This window comes from Alteromonas sp. MmMcT2-2 (genome assembly GCF_022348305.1).
Classification (GTDB): Bacteria; Pseudomonadota; Gammaproteobacteria; order Enterobacterales; family Alteromonadaceae; genus Alteromonas; species Alteromonas macleodii.
This window is the reverse complement of the sequence record NZ_JAKRFA010000013.1, coordinates 44,554-61,221: the sequence shown is the minus strand read 5'-3', so window position 1 is coordinate 61,221 and position 16,668 is coordinate 44,554. Positions and strand designations below refer to the sequence as shown.

Genomic DNA, 16,668 nt, shown 5'->3' with positions numbered 1-16,668 from the left:
GCGCCAGCGCGAGATCAGACCTGTTTTTCCAGGGCTTTAACACGGTCAAATAAACTACCAATTTTGGCAAGGCGAACCGTATTTTTGCGCCAGTCACGGTTGGTTTGTGCTGGCTGGCCAGAAGAATAAACACCCGGTTCAGTGATATCTTGTACAATCATGGTATAGCCAGTCACCTGAACATTATCGCAAATGCTAATATGGCCATTAATGCCCACTCCACCACCGATAATAACGTGCTTGCCGATATGACAGCTACCAGCAATACCTGTAGCGCCGCAAATACAAGAGTGATCACCAATAATACAGTTGTGGCCAATTTGTACTTGGTTATCGATAATAACGTTAGTGCCTAAAATCGTATCTTCCATGGCGCCGCGGTCAATGCTGCTGCTTGCGCCAATCTGACTGTCGTCACCAATGCGAACCGACCCTGTTTGTGGAATAGGGATCCAAACGCCTTTATCATTTGCGTAACCAAAGCCTGCCGCACCAATAACTGTTTGGCTATGAATTGTCACGCGCTTACCAATCACAACGTCATGATAGATAGTTACGTTCGGGTGAATGGTACAGCCTTCACCAATATGGGTACCTCTGCGAATAACCGTATTCGCGCCTACAGTAACTCTATCGCCTAAAACCACGTTCTCTTCAATGATTACATTGTGGCCTAGCGATACATCACTGCCGATGCGGGCAGATGGCGCAATAACCGCTGTCTCAGCAATACCTGTCGCTACCGCTGGAGTAGTATCAAACAACTGAGCGATAAGGGCGAACGCTGCATGAGGGTTTGCCACAACCAACGCTGGAACTGGGCTATCATCTTTTAAGTTTTTGTGCAGAATTACCGCACCAGCCTGAGTATCTTTTAACTGCGGCTTGTATTTAGGATTTGTTAGAAACGAAATTTGGTGCGATGCTGCACCGGATAACGTACCTACTGCAGAGATAGTAATGTTTCCATCGCCCTGCACTTCCCCACTTACATGTTTGGCAAGCTCTTCCAGACTGTATGTGCGTTTACTCATAGCGGTCATCATAATTACCTGTTCAGAGATATGAATAGTGTTGAGTCTATCGCTTTGGGTTCTTTATTGCTGTTTGCTAGCTCACCCTAAAGCCCATGTTTACTCATGCTTATAAAAACAAGTTTACCTTAAATCAACTCGCCAACCGATGCATAAATCGATCTTTTTGGCATGAGTGATTAAAATATCGCCAAGCACAAATACACTAAGCGTAAGTAACTGGCACAAACTACCCTGTTACGAGTAGAATAGACCACAATCACTTTTTTATTTTTCACCGCTTATTCAGCGAGGATAGAGCATGGCGCAATACGTTTACAGTATGCATCGCGTGGGCAAAATCGTCCCACCAAACAGACACATTCTAAAAAATATCTCACTTAGCTTTTTCCCAGGCGCCAAAATTGGTGTGCTAGGTCTAAACGGTGCAGGTAAATCTACCTTACTTCGCATTATGGCCGGCGTAGATACCGACATCGAAGGTGAAGCGCGTCCTCAACCGGGCTTAAAAGTGGGCTACCTTCCACAAGAGCCTCAGCTTGATGAAACAAAAGATGTTCGCGGCAATATAGAAGAAGCCGTCGCCGACGTTAAACACGCATTAACTCGCCTAGATGAAGTATATGCAGCTTATGCAGAAGCAGACGCTGATTTTGACGCCCTTGCTAAAGAGCAGGGCGAGTTAGAAGCTATTATTCAAGCCAAAGATGGCCACAACTTAGAAAATGCATTAGAGCGTGCTGCTGATGCCCTTCGCCTTCCAGCGTGGGATGCGGACGTTAGCAAACTATCTGGTGGTGAACGCCGCCGTGTAGCGCTGTGCCGCCTACTTCTAGAAAAGCCTGAAATGTTGCTTCTAGACGAACCCACTAACCACTTAGACGCAGAATCAGTCGCATGGCTAGAGCGTTTCCTTCACGATTATGAAGGTACGGTAGTCGCTATTACCCACGATAGATACTTCCTTGATAACGTTGCAGGTTGGATTTTAGAACTTGACCGTGGTGAAGGTATTCCGTGGGAAGGTAACTACTCTTCTTGGTTGGAGCAAAAAGAAAACCGACTTGAGCAAGAAGAGCGTACCGAAACGGCGCGTATGAAGAGCATGAAACAGGAACTTGAGTGGGTACGCTCAAACCCGAAAGGACGTCATGCTAAAAGTAAAGCTCGTATGGCCCGCTTTGAAGAACTATCTACCAGCGATTACCAAAAGCGTAATGAAACCAATGAGCTTTTCATTCCACCAGGTGAACGCTTAGGTGACAAGGTTATTGAAGTAAGCAACCTTAAAAAGTCGTATGGCGATCGCGTACTTATCGACGACTTAACGTTTAAAGTACCAAAGGGTGCCATTGTAGGTATCGTAGGCCCTAACGGCGCGGGTAAATCAACCTTGTTCAGAATGCTTACCGGTGCTGAGCAACCTGATTCAGGCACCATCGATTTAGGTGAAACCGTTCAAATTGCTGCGGTAGAACAGTTCCGCGACCACATGAACGAAAACAACACCGTGTGGAAAGAAATTTCTGACGAACAAGACATTATTCGCATTGGTAACTTTGAAATTAACAGCCGCGCCTACTGCAGCCGTTTTAACTTTAAAGGCACCGACCAGCAGAAGTTCATCAAAGACTTGTCAGGTGGTGAGCGTAACCGTGTTCACCTTGCGAAACTGCTTAAAGCAGGCGGTAACGTATTGCTACTGGATGAGCCAACCAACGACCTAGACGTAGAAACACTTCGCGCCTTGGAAAACGCGCTGTTGGAGTTCCCAGGCTGTGCCATGGTTATCTCGCACGACCGTTGGTTCCTAGACCGTGTAGCAACACACATTATGGATTACCGCGATGAAGGTAACATCAACTTCTTCGAAGGTAACTACTCAGACTACGAAAGCTGGTTGAAGCAAGAATTTGGACAAGATGTGGTTGAACCGCACCGCCTTAAATATAAGCGTATGTCTAAATAACACAAATTCAGAGATGTAAGATCTGTATCTCTGCTTTACGCCTAAAGCCGCTATCGCTGATAGCGGCTTTTTTATTTGTTCGCTTTTCATTGCGAACCCACGCAAATTGGCCAATACTGAGGTCGTAGACAAACATTAGGTATTTGAGTAATGACAGATAAGCGCCAATTCCAACGGGTATCTCTGAATGTAAATGGCACACTGGCACACAATGACGTTAGTATTGATGTGGTAGTCAGCGACGTATCGCTTCAAGGCATTAAACTTCAAGCTACCGAAACGGCGTTGTCACAATTACCCTTCGACAGTCACGACCCTTATACTGCTACCTTCCAAGCAAATGAAGACAGTCCTGTAATAACCCTCTCTATTTCGCAGTTGTATCGTCATGCCGACAGTAGAAAAGAACGGGTTTCATTAGGCTGTAAAGTTGAACGAATGGATGTAGACAGCATTAGCGCTCTTCGCCGTTTAATTACCTTAAACAGCGACGACGCCAGTATTGAAGAGAAAGACCTGAATGCATTAGTTAATGCGGTTTATCAGGCGCCACATTAACCTTTAAAAAACGCGTTTCACTCGTTTAATGCAGGAAAGGCCTATTAAATGGGCCTTTCAATTTAACAGGCACCGTCAACACTTTACTTAAATGTTGAGCCTTTCGCATTACTCAAGCGCGTCTAACGCCTCAGATAAGCGCGCTACCGGCACCACTTTCATACCATTAATGGCTTGTTTAGGCGCATTGGCTTTTGGCACGATCGCCCGCTTAAAACCATGTTTCGCCGCCTCGATAATGCGTTCCGTTCCGTTAGGAACCGGGCGAATCTCGCCGGCTAGCCCGACTTCGCCGAATACAATTAAATCTCTGGGCAGCGAGCGATTTCTAAAGCTTGAAATCATGGCCAATAATAAGGCTAAGTCTGCACTGGTCTCTGATACTCTTACACCGCCTACCACGTTGACAAAAACGTCTTGATCGTTCATTTGCACATTGCCATGGCGATGCAAAACCGCGAGCAGCATAGACAAACGGTTCTGATCCAACCCTACAGCGATTCGCCTTGGGTTCGACATCTGCGAATAGTCTACCAACGCCTGAATTTCTACAAGTAACGGGCGGGTGCCCTCCCAAATAACCATAACGCTAGACCCTGGCGTTTCATTGTCACCTCGACTTAAGAATATGGCCGATGGGTTGCTTACTTCTTTAAGGCCTTTTTCTGTCATGGCAAATACGCCAAGCTCATTTACCGCACCAAAGCGGTTTTTATGACTTCGAAGCGTACGGTAGCGACCATCACTTTCTCCTTCCAGCATCATAGAGCTGTCGATACAGTGCTCAAGAACTTTCGGACCCGCCAAGTTACCGTCTTTTGTTACATGGCCAACAATGAACATAGCAATATGATTTTGCTTGGCAAAGCGCGTTAAATACGCCGCGCTTTCTCGTACTTGCGACACACTGCCTGGCGCAGACTGAACGTCTGACACGTGCATCACCTGAATAGAGTCGATAACCATAATTTTAGGCTTTTTCGTAAGGGCTAAATCGCAGATAGTTTCCACGTTTGTTTCGGCTAACATCATCAGCTTGTCGTCAGGTAGATTTAAGCGCTTTGCTCGCATGGCGACTTGCTGAAGCGACTCTTCCCCCGTGACATAAAGCGCGGTTTCACTTTTTGCCATCTGACACATTACTTGAAGCAGAAGCGTACTCTTGCCTGCACCTGGCGAGCCACCAATTAACATAGCTGCCCCAGGGACTATTCCGCCCCCTAACACTCTATCTAGCTCTTTAAATGTTGACGAGAATCGCGGTAGTGATTCGAGATCTATTGCATTTAATGTCTCAATTTTGGCAGCGGTTTGCCCAGCATAGCCTGACGTGGTTTGGCGTGCGACACTTTTGGCACTTGCAACCACAAACTCACTTATCGTATTCCACGCTTTACACTCCGAGCATTGACCTTGCCAGCGAGGGAACTCTGCACCGCAGTCAGAACACACATAAGCAGTTTTACGTTTTGCCATATTCCAGTTTTATCCATTGCTTAAAAAGAGTATTCTAACACTTAACAACGGTGAAATAAGCACAAACCTAAGGTCAGTTCTCCTCCAGTAAAACGGTACAAAAGTATAACGACTTTACGGGTTAATGAGTTTTGCTGATTTGCCGATAACAACTAAAATAATGATACTAAACAACAAAGTTGCGCATTCATGAGTCAAGATTTAAAGCAATATGCTGATATTATTGAACAGCTAAAGCCCATGGTTAATGAGCCTGAGTTTAACCAGGTATTGCTTCAAACTGCATCTGATGTGCCGAAAGAAAAGCGCTTCCTCATCAAAATGGAAGTGAAACGCCTAGCCAAACCCTGTATGCGCACCATAGACTTGCGTGGTCATGTTGACGGAAAGTGCAATAAATATGTACACGAAGGACGTAGCCATTACATGGATGACGTCGCTGTTGACAAGTTTGAAGAGCAGTTGAGGGTATTTGGCCGATATACTTACGGTGTTTACGAAGCGGTACAAAACACCGAAAACAACTTTCGCTTAATGCGCGAAAAAGAACTCGCACAAGAACGCGCTGATAAAGAAAATCCTGAACTCAAAAAGCGCTCAGCAGTATTGGAGCAGTTTAAAGTTCCTACCGTAAACCTGCTTGATTACAGACAGCGCAACACTGAACGCATGAACTTCGCTGTGGCGGTAGAATTATTTAATAGCGCCAATCAATCAATGCGCGGTTTGAGTGTTGATATATCTCTTGAAGGCTTACAGGTAAAACTCTCTAAAGACGCGTTTTTCAAAAAAGGAGAAACGCTGTTTATATTCTTTAGGGGCTTAGAGAATGAATTTGCCATGGACAAAAAGAATGGCATTGCATATAAGCTCGTAAAGATAATAACTAAAAACGATGTTAACTATCTTGCCTTGCAACGAGATAAAGAAAAGCCAAGCCCCGCATTCGACAAATTCTTAGAAAGCTTTATACACGGCAATAAACGCCGATATAAAGTTAATATGAGCAATACGATTGAGGCGATTACCAGTAAGATTTGTGAGCAGTACTTTTCGCCGCGTAGCCCCACGCTGCCGGTGTATATAGACGTCATTAATAAAACGCTGGTTCCCCGGTTTGCTATGGTTAACGAAGTGAACCGCGAAACCGTGCAGTATTGGCAAGACGAAGACGATAACTGTCGATTGAACTTCTTACTCACCCAGGAAAGGCTTATGCGCTTATTGCAGAAGTCAGAAGAAGTAAGAGAGATTTTCGTATTTAGTTTTACTCATTTGCAGAACGACAAGGTCTACTTTTACTCAGCGTCTTACGAGGAACTCTTGCAAAAAGACGTACTAACCCGAGTATTTTTAGGGTTTGGCTCTAAAAAAGCGAGTTGGCGGGTATTTAAAATAACCTTAACAGAGGTTGACCCTGAGCAGGCCCATATCCCACTTTCCATTCCGGATTCTGTAGGTAATAAAGTTAAAAAACTAAACACTCCGCCATCAGCTCGACTAATGTCAAAGCTGAAAAACCTGCGATTCTTGGCACACGTAACCGATGTAACCTCAGTAACAGGGCAAGAGACCTACAACGAGTTTAAGTTTAATCGAGAAAACCTCTCTCATCTGCGAAATTTTGGGCATCCGCGCAATCGCGCTCCTTCGAATGTTCAGGTTGTCAGGTTTAAATATGAAGAGCAACGCATTGAAAGTCGCTATCAGCTGAGAACCCAAATTGAAGCTCGCTTCAATGATGAAGAACTGGTGCACAAAGGGATCAGCGAAGATATTTCGGTGCATGGACTTGGACTTCGTATAGAGTTGAGCAAAGAATATAAAGGTAATTTAGAGGGCAAAGTAGAAGTCGCTTTCCCTCGTCTGCAAGAAATTGCCAGTTCCTTTGATGTCATGCATTTGCAATACGAAATCATTTATCACAACGTCGACAAGAACATTCTTCATTTAAAAACTATGCCGGGCGACGAAGGCAAAAGTGCTAGAAACTTCTTTGAAGAACTGATTAAAAAGAACAAAGGCAGCCTTAAAGTAGAGAACGACGAAGAAGAAGTACCAGGCATGGGACAGGCGCTTCGTTGTATTAATGCGCGAAACGCTACTTCCCTATCCTTCTTAATGAGTAAGGAAGGTGTTCGCTACACTCCACAGGCTTGTATTGTCGGAAAGCAGGACGAACGCATAACCACCCTAACCACGCAATACGCCGAACGTGGGCAAGTGAATTTAGAGTTTCTCTTTAGAGACCGAAAACAAGATATACCTTTTGTACAAAGTGGCATTAAGGCCGTTAAGCTTGAAAATATGCCGTTGCGACAGGAATTATTTATCTCATTCGATGCATCACAAAAAGAGCCGCGAATGGCGATCATTCCTCGCTATTCCGATAAATTCGAAAATAACGAGCAGCGCCGAGCGTTTATTAGAGAAGCTATGGTTCGCGGCCAGTTCGTAGCTATTCATGTCATGCTAACCACAACCGGCAAGCCAGACATGACCATGCTGCAAACGGAAATCAATTACGTCACCATGTACGCCATGCACCGGGCCCGTGAGCTAGAGAAGAAAATGTGGAGTATTGCAGCGTGCTCTCATCTAGTCGATGTCACAGATGAAGTACTTATAAGATACGGCTTTACAGTGGAAGACATCACGGCAAATAAAACGTTAAAAAGTGCGGTTCAACCTAAGGCCATTGCGCGCAACGCGTAGTGAAATCGCAAAGCCTATCAATTTAAATGAGCCCGAAGGTTAAAACCCATCACGGGAGGATTTTAATCACAAGATTTTGGAAACTTGTGGCCGGTGAAAGGTAATCGATAAAGTGTGAAGCGCTAGTTTTATTTTCCCAAAACTAGCGCTTGTATTACAGACTCTCGTTAACTACTTGTCTAGAAAATACAGAAGGCTATGTAAACTGCCAATGCGGATTGCCACATCCGCCTTTTCATTAACCAGTGGCTTACCGTGACACGCCACGCCTAGCGCTGATTCAGCCATCATGACCAAATCGTTAGCCCCATCCCCCATAGCAACGGTTTGTTTGGCTGAAATTTGCCACTTCTCGGCAAGGGCGTTTACGGTTCGCGCCTTAACGTCTGCATTGACAATTTCACCCTCTACTTTTCCAGTCAGCTGCTCGTTTTTCACCGCAAGCGTGTTAGAAATGGCAAAATCGAGTCCAAGCCTTGCTTTTAGGTGGTCAGCGAAAAAGGTGAACCCACCTGAGGCGATCGCTAATTTCCAATTATGCTGTTTCAAGTGAGTAAGCAAGGCTTGAATGCCGGGCATGATAGGTATGCTGTCACGAATTTGATTAAGGTGACTAACTGGCACACCTTCCAAGCAGGCCACTCTATGCGTTAAGCTATCATTAAACGCAATTTCTCCACGCATTGCCTTAGCGGTAACTTCTGCCACCTGCTCGCCAACACCCGCCAATTTAGCTATTTCATCGATACATTCAATCGCGATGACAGTGCTATCCATGTCCATGACCAGTAGTCCTGGCTCAGACAATGAGGGGCGAGAGCCCTGCAAACCAACATCAACATTATATGCCTTGGATACGTCGCCCAGCAGTGGCTTAATCTGCTCAAGCTCAGTGTTTTGCAAAGCACCTCTAATTTCTATTACATCATCCCCCATTTGCTTGTGTAAATGATGGAAAGCAGCGCTAGAAGGAGTAAACACATCGTTGAGTTTAATTAAAACGCTGTGCAGTAGATAAGGTGTTACAGCTTGACCAATAACGGTTAACGTATGTGAATACGCACTGTCGTTGTGACTATTGCTAACTACATGAGACAAAAAAGAAGCTAAATGGATATCGTCATTATCGATATTATTAAGAAGAGTGTCTTTCATAACGCACACAGAAACTGCGGTGATTGGCAAATGGTGCTCTAATGCTAACCAATTAGGCTAACTAATAAAATATCTCCTTTTAAATTATTTCGAATTATCCTACTGTTAGGCAACCCTCGTGACTTTATGGAAAAGCGAATTGGTAGACGGGCTAAGCAAAGCAGCTTCACAAACAAAGAATGACTCGCATTCGTTGTACACAGTTCTAAAGCGATTGTTCCACACAATAGTAGTGAGTGCGGTGTTTGCTTTGATAGTGGTATTGCTTCTGTTATTCCAACAATACCAAAACGACTGGCTTACCGTGCAAACTCGCTTCTCTGGTGAGAGCATAGCAAGGCAGTATGCAAAACTGCTACAACCTGCCTTTATCGCTGACGCACTTTCGAATCAGGAAACTGAGAACAATGTAGATTCCGCGCTATCTGATACTCTCACTCAACGGGAGTATATTGAAAGTGTCGCCTCTATTTTGGTCGACGAGCCACACATTCTTGCCTTGTCTGTGTTTGATAAGGACGGGAGGTATATTGCTCCTTTGCCTCAAATTGCCAGTGTGGTGTCGATGAGTCAGTCGCAAAGTGTAACGCCGCTAACCTATGTTGGCGTTATCACTGACGATAATGAAAATTTACTAGGTTATGTGAATATTCACATGAACACGCAGGCTGTCCTCGAGAGTCCACTGACATTGCGTTACCAGCTTGCTCTTATTGCGTGTATTCTCGTCTTTTTAGCGCTCATGCTAGGTATTTACCTAACCCGGGCCTTTTATAAATCTCGTCCATGGTTTATTCAGGTAATCGAATCAAAAAGAAATAAAGAGAAGCGCTAGATAGCTAGTTTGGAAGTCTATGCTTCACTTCCAGCATCAATATTAAATAGTCGAGTGTAGTTCGCTGTGGTGGTGGACACTATTTCTTTATGTGACATGCCATAGCGGTCGCTTATAACATCAACGACATCTGATAAATAACGAGGTTCGTTTGCTTCTCCTTGTCTACCGCACATGGGCATATCCGGGGCATCCGTTTCTAAAAGCAATTTATCAAAATGGTGTTCTAACAAAAACCCAAGGGTGTTTCGTGTTTTTTGAGCACGCTCATAGGTAATCGTACCGCCTATACCTAGGTAAAACCCTCTTTCAATATACCCTTTGGCCGCTTCAATACTTCCTGAAAAAGCATGTACAACGCCTATACCTTGGTATTTGGTTTGCTTCAATGCTTCAACTAGCAGGTGATGACTTTTTCTGTGATGTAAAATTACGGGTAACGATACTTTATCGGCAAGTTTCAAATGGTTATGTAGCGCTTCCTTTTGAAGCGCTAATGGCACGCTTATATGCCCATCGATACCTGTTTCCCCCACGGCTTTTACCGAAGGGTGCAAGTTAGCCGTAGCGTCCTCAAGTTGACGAAGACTCTTCTTGAGTGTTTGCTCTGGCTTTTCAAGCTCACTGCCAGTTAAAAAATAAGGATGGAGTCCAAGCGCAGTATCAATAGATAAAAGGCTTTCATAGCGTTCATTGAGCGCTTGTAACGCCTGCCAAGATTCGGGGGTAATGCTAGGCGCCATGATGCGGGTAAGCCCTGCGGCTTTGGCGCTTTCTAATGCAACTCTAAGATCTTTCTTTTGTGCAAGTAAGTCGAGATGGCAATGACTATCAATCACGGTTTCGATGCCTCCTTGTTACTTATCTCGCCGCACGCTATCTACAAGCTCAATAGTTAAACGGGCTCACATTCTAGTGAAGTACTTTAGCGGGAACGAAAGGTGAACGTATTCCCTACGGCATAAGGCGCTGTGTTACCCACGCGCCATCTTCAGTTTTGTTGTATTCAAAGCGGTCATGTAGCCTATCTTCTCCACCTTGCCAAAACTCAATTTGATGAGGCACGATCCTGAAACCGCCCCAAAAGTCCGGCACGGGAAGCTCTTTGTTAGCAAACTTATCTTTTAACTGCTTAAACTGGGTCAGTAGAAGCTCCCTGCTGCCAATAGGTTTGCTTTGTTTTGACGCGTACGCTGCTAGCTGACTGTCTTTCGGTCGCGAAAAGAAATAAGCAGCATTCTCAGAAACAGAAAGCTTTTCAACGCTGCCACATACGCGAACCTGACGCTCCATAAAAAACCAGGGAAAGTGGCACGACACTTTAGGGTTTACCGCTAACTCTTGTGCCTTACGGCTGCCTAAGTTAGTGAAAAACACAAAGCCCTTTTCACTGACATCTTTTAACAAAACAATACGCTGAGAGGGTTGGCCGTTGGCATCGACGGTGGCAACCGTCATTGCAGTAGGATCAGGAATTCCGGCGTCTATGGCGTCTTTTAACCATTTATCGAACATGATAAATGGACTTGAAGTAATATCTGACTCACTCAAACTGCCCTTTGAGTACTGCCTGCGCATATCTGAAATTGCCATATACCGCTCCTAAAAAGAAGTTGTTGTGCCTGCTAGAGATGTTGAAACCGAGTAAATAAACCACCGTGTAAATGCTCACATAAGCGCATCTAACTGAGGTAGTTGTCCACAAGCCATCAGCTACACCACTTGGCGAAAATGCTGACTCACTATCTTTGCTAATATAACGTGCTAATATAACGCCAGTTACAGCTAACTAGCGTTATAAAGATAATATTAGCGTGAACTAGAAGTTACTGTCGTCTCCGTAACCTAGAGAGCGCAGAGCACGTTCATCGTCTGCCCAGCCTTGTTTCACTTTCACCCAAAGTTCTAGAAATACTTTGTTGTCGAACAAGTTTTCCATATCTTTACGCGCTTGCTCACCAATGGTTTTCAAATGCTTTCCGCCTTTGCCGATGATCATGCGTTTTTGGGTTTCACGCTCTACCAAAATCAGACCGCTGATACGATAAACACCATTGTCTGCCATTTTGAATTGCTCAATTTCCACAGTAGTAGAGTAAGGCAGTTCATCGCCGGTAAAGCGCATAAGCTTTTCGCGAATGATTTCAGCAGCCATAAAGCGGCTTGAGCGGTCAGTAATGTAATCTTCCGGGAAGAAAAACTCACTTTTAGGTAGCGACTTGGCCACTAACTCTCTAATTTCGTCAACCATTCGGCCCTGTTTAGCACTGATAGGGATCATGTGCTCAAACGGGTGCTTTTCGCCAAGCTTTTTAAGGTGAACCATAAAGTTTTCTTTATCTTCAACCTTATCCATCTTGTTTACGATGAGATAGCAAGGAAGGTTTGCTTGTTTAACCTTACTTAATACCATTTCATCTTCGGCGTTGAATCGATCGCCTTCAACAACGAAAAGCACAAGACCAACCTCAGCCAAAGAGCTTGATGCCGCGCGGTTCATGTAGCGATTAATCGCGCGCTTTTCGTCTTGGTGAAGTCCAGGGGTATCAACGTAAATCGCTTGATAGTCACCATCGGTGTCTATACCGAGAATGCGGTGGCGCGTGGTTTGCGGCTTACGCGACGTAATGCTTACTTTTTGACCTAGCAAGCGATTGAGCAAGGTCGATTTACCCACATTAGGGCGACCTACTATGGCAACTAGGCCACAGCGAGTTTGAATATCAGGCATTTCTGGCAAATTCGATTCATCATGCGTTGTCATCAAGCTTCTCCAATGTTAAACGAGCAGCTTCTTGTTCTGCTTTTCGGCGGCTATTGCCAGACGCCACTACCGCTTCTGGTAAGCTTTCTACCTGACAGCTAACTTCAAAAGTCTGAGCATGATCTTTCCCTGAAATAGATAGCACTTCATAGGTTGGCAGCGCTTGTTTACGACCTTGTAAAAACTCTTGAAGACGAGTTTTGCTGTCTTTAGGGTGGGCATTAGGGTCTAGTTTGTTTATGCGGGTTTCCCATAAACGGTCTATAACGCCTCGAACCTCGTCCATACCGGAATCGAGGTAAATAGCCCCTAAAATAGCTTCAACTGCATCGGCTAAAATCGAACTTCTGCGATGACCACCGCTTTTGAGCTCACCGGGCCCTAAGTTAAGTAGTTCACCCACACTGGCTTCCTTTGCAAGTTCTGCCAGTGTGTCTCCTTTAACCAAAGTAGAGCGCATTCGTGTGAGTTTGCCTTCTGGCACAGTTGGGAATCGCTTAAACAGCGTTTCCCCAACAATCATGCCTAAAATAGCGTCACCCAGAAATTCTAGTCGCTCATTGTGCTGTTTAGCCGCACTGCGATGAGTAAGTGCTTGTTCCAATAGAGCTTCATTGGTAAATGTGTAGCCTATCGCCTTGTACAGACGACGATATTTATCAATTCCCTGCATTAATGAATGCCACCTGCTCGCTCAAATCGAACACCTGTTGGTACCCAAGTTGGAAGGAAGTCTGACGGGCTGCGCTCAAATTCAAATGAAATCCAAATCGCCACCGCTTTTCCAACCAAGTTTGCATCTGGCACAAAACCCCAAAAACGGCTGTCGCGGCTGTTGTCACGGTTATCGCCTAGCACGAAATACTGACCTTCTGGCACAATCCACTCATTGCTGCGCGTTCCAGGCTGGGTATAAAAATTAACCGGCGAAATCTCGCGTACTGGGTGGCGCAAAATGTCGTGCTCTACTGTGCCTAAATCTTCGGTGTAACGCATAAGCTGCGCCATGTCCTGTACGAACTCACCACGCTCTTGGAACGTCAGCGGTACGGCTTTCAATTTAGGACAGTTGTTGCCAGTCTCACACTTCGGTTTGATATAAACCTGTTTGTTTTGATAAACCACAGTATCGCCCGGTAAACCGATCACGCGCTTAATGTAGTCTATTGAAGGCTCTTCAGGGTACTTGAAAACCACCACATCACCACGCTCTGGAACGCCAGTTTCAATAAGCTTACTTCTGAAAACCGGGTCTTTCACGCCATAGGCAAACTTTTCAACCAAAATGAAGTCACCCACTAAGAGAGTGGGCATCATTGAGCCTGAAGGAATTTGAAATGGTTCATATAAAAACGAACGTAATACCAATACGAAAGCAATAACAGGAAAAATCTGTTGCGAAGTATCAACAAGGTACGGCAGTTGAGGATCTTCTCCATAGCCCGCTCCTTCTGCGGTTGCCGCAGCCTGTAAACGTGCTTTTCGCTTTGGTGCAAACACTAGGCTATCCACTAGCCAGATTAATCCTGTTATTAAGGTGAGTGCCACCAAAATCAAGGAGAAGTAATTCGCCATTATTTGCCCACCTTCAATACTGCAAGGAACGCATCTTGTGGCAATTCAACATTACCCACTTGCTTCATTCGCTTTTTACCTTCTTTCTGCTTTTGAAGTAGTTTCTTCTTACGGCTTACGTCACCGCCGTAACACTTCGCGATTACGTTTTTACGTAGCTGTTTAACTGTACTTCTTGCAACAATATGGTTACCGATAGCCGCCTGAATAGCGATATCGAACATTTGTCGTGGAATAAGCTCGCGAAGCTTTTCGACCAGCTCACGACCACGGCCTTGAGAGTTTTCTCTGTGCGTAATTACCGCTAACGCGTCTACACGTTCACCGTTAATTAGAATATCAACACGCACCATGTCTGATGTCTGGAAACGCTTAAAGTTGTAATCAAGCGATGCAAAACCACGGCTCGTAGATTTCAAACGGTCGAAGAAATCGAGCACCACTTCTGCCATTGGCAGTTCATAAGTTACCGCCACTTGCTTACCGTGGTATGTCATGTTGGTTTGCATACCGCGCTTTTCAACGCAAAGTGTAATTACGTTGCCTAGATACTCTTGTGGCACAAGAATATTGGCTTCAACCATAGGCTCACGAATTTCAGCGATATCATTTACCGGAGGCAATTTAGCTGGGCTATCTACGGTAAGGGTTTCGCCCTTGGTCGTTTCTACTTCGTATATTACGGTAGGCGCAGTAGTGATAAGACCCAAGTCATATTCACGCTCTAAACGCTCTTGAATGATTTCCATGTGCAGCATGCCAAGGAAACCAATACGGAATCCAAAACCTAGCGCTGCAGAGCTTTCTGGCTCATAGAATAGTGAAGCGTCGTTCAGGCTTAATTTCGCCAGGGCGTCACGGAAATCTTCATAATCGTCTGAGCTTATTGGGAAAATACCGGCATAAACCTGAGGTTTAACCTTTTTAAAGCCCGGCAGCATTGCATCAGCTGGCTCGCGAGCCAAGGTAATGGTGTCGCCCACAGGCGCGCCTTGGATATCTTTAATCCCTGCAATGATAAAGCCTACTTCACCGGCTCTTAATGTGCCTGTATCGAGTGGCTTAGGCGTAAATACACCAATTTTGTCAACCTGATGCGTTTGACCGTTTGACATAATTTGAATTTTGTCTTTCTTAGTCAACTGGCCTTCGACAATACGTACCAGTGAAACAACGCCTTGATAGTTGTCAAACCAAGAATCGATAATCAACGCCTTAAGTGGCGCTTCGCGGTCACCTTCTGGCGGCGGAATTTTATTTACAATAACTTCAAGTACATCTTCAATACCGATACCGGTTTTTGCTGAGCAGCGCACAGCGTCCAGCGCATCGATACCAACAATATCTTCAATTTCTTCTGCAACGCGGTCTGGTTCAGCCTGAGGCAGGTCGATTTTATTTAGTACAGGCACCACTTCCATATCCATCTCGATGGCGGTATAGCAGTTTGCCAATGTCTGTGCTTCTACGCCCTGACCTGCATCAACAACCAAAAGCGCACCTTCACAGGCAGCAAGAGAACGAGATACTTCATAGGTAAAGTCAACGTGTCCGGGAGTGTCGATGAAGTTAAGCTGATAAGTTTCACCGTCGCGCGCTTCGTAGTTCAGCGTTACGCTTTGCGCTTTGATAGTAATACCGCGCTCTTTTTCCAGGTCCATTGAGTCGAGAACCTGTTCAGCCATTTCACGGTCTGTTAGCCCTCCACAATGCTGGATTAGACGGTCTGACAGCGTAGACTTACCGTGGTCGATGTGGGCGATAATACTGAAGTTACGAATGTGCGATTGTTGCATAATGCTGGAAATTACCTGCAGAAAAATTCATTAAACAAAAAATGCTGCTTGCCTTGCTTAAAGGGTTATACGCAGCGCGTGCGGATTTTACCCATTTCTGGCGCGAAAAGCGAATTGGCGTGGTGGAAAATTTATTACTTTCAAGAAACATAACGAATGGAAGTGGCAACCTGACGTGACTTCCTCGGCCTATCTCAAAACTTGGCTACATTGATGAGCGTGAGTTAACACTATAATCTCGTATAAATTGGCCTCGTATAAAACGGCCTCGTATGGAGCAGTCCTGTATTAAACCATTGAGCAGCGTAAAGCCCTTCAAAAAATCAATGTTCTACTGCACTGTGCTCTTGTTGACCCAATAGGACAGGTTGATATTTCGTACGTTCTACACGACGCAACTTGTAAGCAATTAGCTTATAGGTAAAGAAGGTTACTAACCCACTTGGCAGCATGGCCCATAACTCGTGAGTAAATCCGTTACTACTAAGTAATGATATCGACACCGAATATGCCCCGATAAACGCTATAAGCGGTAGCAAATACAACCAAGCCGATGCACTTAAAATACCTGCTTCCGGTATGCCTACAGTCACTTCTTGGCCAACCCGCACAGGCATGGGAGTACGCAGCGTCAACTGCTGCGTTTTCGGTGCAAGCGCACGAGAAATAACGCCGGTACCACAATCACTTTGTGCTTGGCATGCGTTACAGGTCGATTTAATCGCTGCTTCTACGGTGACCGTATCACCATTAACGGCAACTACGGTGGCGGTTTCTCTTATCATTGTTAC

General features: G+C 45.1%; 14 protein-coding genes. 4 read left to right on the top strand and 10 right to left on the bottom strand.

Annotation, left to right across the window (positions count from 1 at the left end):
* Positions 1-14: 14 nt before the first annotated feature.
* On the bottom strand, positions 15-1,043 hold the full coding sequence (gene lpxD / locus MHM99_RS09915) for a UDP-3-O-(3-hydroxymyristoyl)glucosamine N-acyltransferase (RefSeq protein WP_014950093.1): 1,029 nt from the start codon (positions 1,041-1,043) through the stop codon (positions 15-17).
* A 292-nt stretch (positions 1,044-1,335) separates the two neighbouring features.
* Here lpxD and ettA point away from each other — a divergent pair, with 292 nt between their 5' ends.
* Both ettA and MHM99_RS09905 read left to right on the top strand, forming a co-directional pair.
* The gene (gene ettA, locus MHM99_RS09910) at positions 1,336-3,003 is read left to right on the top strand and encodes an energy-dependent translational throttle protein EttA (protein WP_014950094.1); all 1,668 of its coding nucleotides are present in this window, start codon (positions 1,336-1,338) and stop codon (positions 3,001-3,003) included.
* Positions 3,004-3,153: 150 nt separating this feature from the next.
* On the top strand, positions 3,154-3,561 hold the full coding sequence (locus MHM99_RS09905; protein WP_187446178.1) for a PilZ domain-containing protein: 408 nt from the start codon (positions 3,154-3,156) through the stop codon (positions 3,559-3,561).
* A 108-nt stretch (positions 3,562-3,669) separates the two neighbouring features.
* Here the strand turns inward: MHM99_RS09905 and radA are convergent, their stop codons facing one another.
* Positions 3,670-5,037, bottom strand: a complete 1,368-nt coding sequence (gene radA / locus MHM99_RS09900) for a DNA repair protein RadA (RefSeq protein WP_014950096.1) — start codon at positions 5,035-5,037, stop codon at positions 3,670-3,672.
* 189 nt (positions 5,038-5,226) lie between these two features.
* Here radA and MHM99_RS09895 point away from each other — a divergent pair, with 189 nt between their 5' ends.
* On the top strand, positions 5,227-7,752 hold the full coding sequence (locus MHM99_RS09895; protein WP_039228273.1) for a PilZ domain-containing protein: 2,526 nt from the start codon (positions 5,227-5,229) through the stop codon (positions 7,750-7,752).
* Positions 7,753-7,923: 171 nt separating this feature from the next.
* On the opposite strand, the gene serB is transcribed toward MHM99_RS09895, so the two are convergent.
* On the bottom strand, positions 7,924-8,907 hold the full coding sequence (gene serB, locus MHM99_RS09890) for a phosphoserine phosphatase SerB (RefSeq protein ID WP_039231744.1): 984 nt from the start codon (positions 8,905-8,907) through the stop codon (positions 7,924-7,926).
* Between the two features lie 118 nt (positions 8,908-9,025).
* Between serB and MHM99_RS09885 the strand changes: the two genes are divergently transcribed.
* Positions 9,026-9,742, top strand: a complete 717-nt coding sequence (locus MHM99_RS09885) for a hypothetical protein (protein ID WP_014950099.1) — start codon at positions 9,026-9,028, stop codon at positions 9,740-9,742.
* 17 nt (positions 9,743-9,759) lie between these two features.
* On the opposite strand, the gene MHM99_RS09880 is transcribed toward MHM99_RS09885, so the two are convergent.
* From MHM99_RS09880 to MHM99_RS09850, 7 genes are all read right to left on the bottom strand, one after another.
* Positions 9,760-10,581: a TatD family hydrolase gene (locus MHM99_RS09880; protein ID WP_110289207.1), complete on the bottom strand. Its 822-nt coding sequence runs from the start codon at positions 10,579-10,581 to the stop codon at positions 9,760-9,762.
* A gap of 115 nt (positions 10,582-10,696) precedes the next feature.
* Positions 10,697-11,335, bottom strand: a complete 639-nt coding sequence (gene pdxH, locus MHM99_RS09875) for a pyridoxamine 5'-phosphate oxidase (protein WP_014950101.1) — start codon at positions 11,333-11,335, stop codon at positions 10,697-10,699.
* A gap of 226 nt (positions 11,336-11,561) precedes the next feature.
* Positions 11,562-12,473 (bottom strand): GTPase Era, encoded by a 912-nt coding sequence (gene era, locus MHM99_RS09870; RefSeq protein WP_014950102.1) that lies wholly within the window; start codon positions 12,471-12,473, stop codon positions 11,562-11,564.
* Positions 12,474-12,492: 19 nt separating this feature from the next.
* Positions 12,493-13,179 (bottom strand): ribonuclease III, encoded by a 687-nt coding sequence (rnc, locus tag MHM99_RS09865; RefSeq protein WP_014950103.1) that lies wholly within the window; start codon positions 13,177-13,179, stop codon positions 12,493-12,495.
* Positions 13,179-14,081 carry a signal peptidase I gene (gene lepB / locus MHM99_RS09860; protein ID WP_014950104.1) on the bottom strand — a complete coding sequence of 301 codons (903 nt, stop codon included), beginning with the start codon at positions 14,079-14,081 and terminating at the stop codon, positions 13,179-13,181. Before lepB ends, rnc begins: the two co-directional genes overlap by 1 nt.
* A complete protein-coding gene (gene lepA, locus MHM99_RS09855; RefSeq protein WP_014950105.1) occupies positions 14,081-15,877 on the bottom strand; it encodes a translation elongation factor 4 in 1,797 nt (598 codons plus the stop codon). Before lepA ends, lepB begins: the two co-directional genes overlap by 1 nt.
* 323 nt (positions 15,878-16,200) lie before the next feature.
* The gene (locus MHM99_RS09850) at positions 16,201-16,662 is read right to left on the bottom strand and encodes a SoxR reducing system RseC family protein (protein WP_039228286.1); all 462 of its coding nucleotides are present in this window, start codon (positions 16,660-16,662) and stop codon (positions 16,201-16,203) included.
* Between the last annotated feature and the right edge of the window lie 6 nt (positions 16,663-16,668).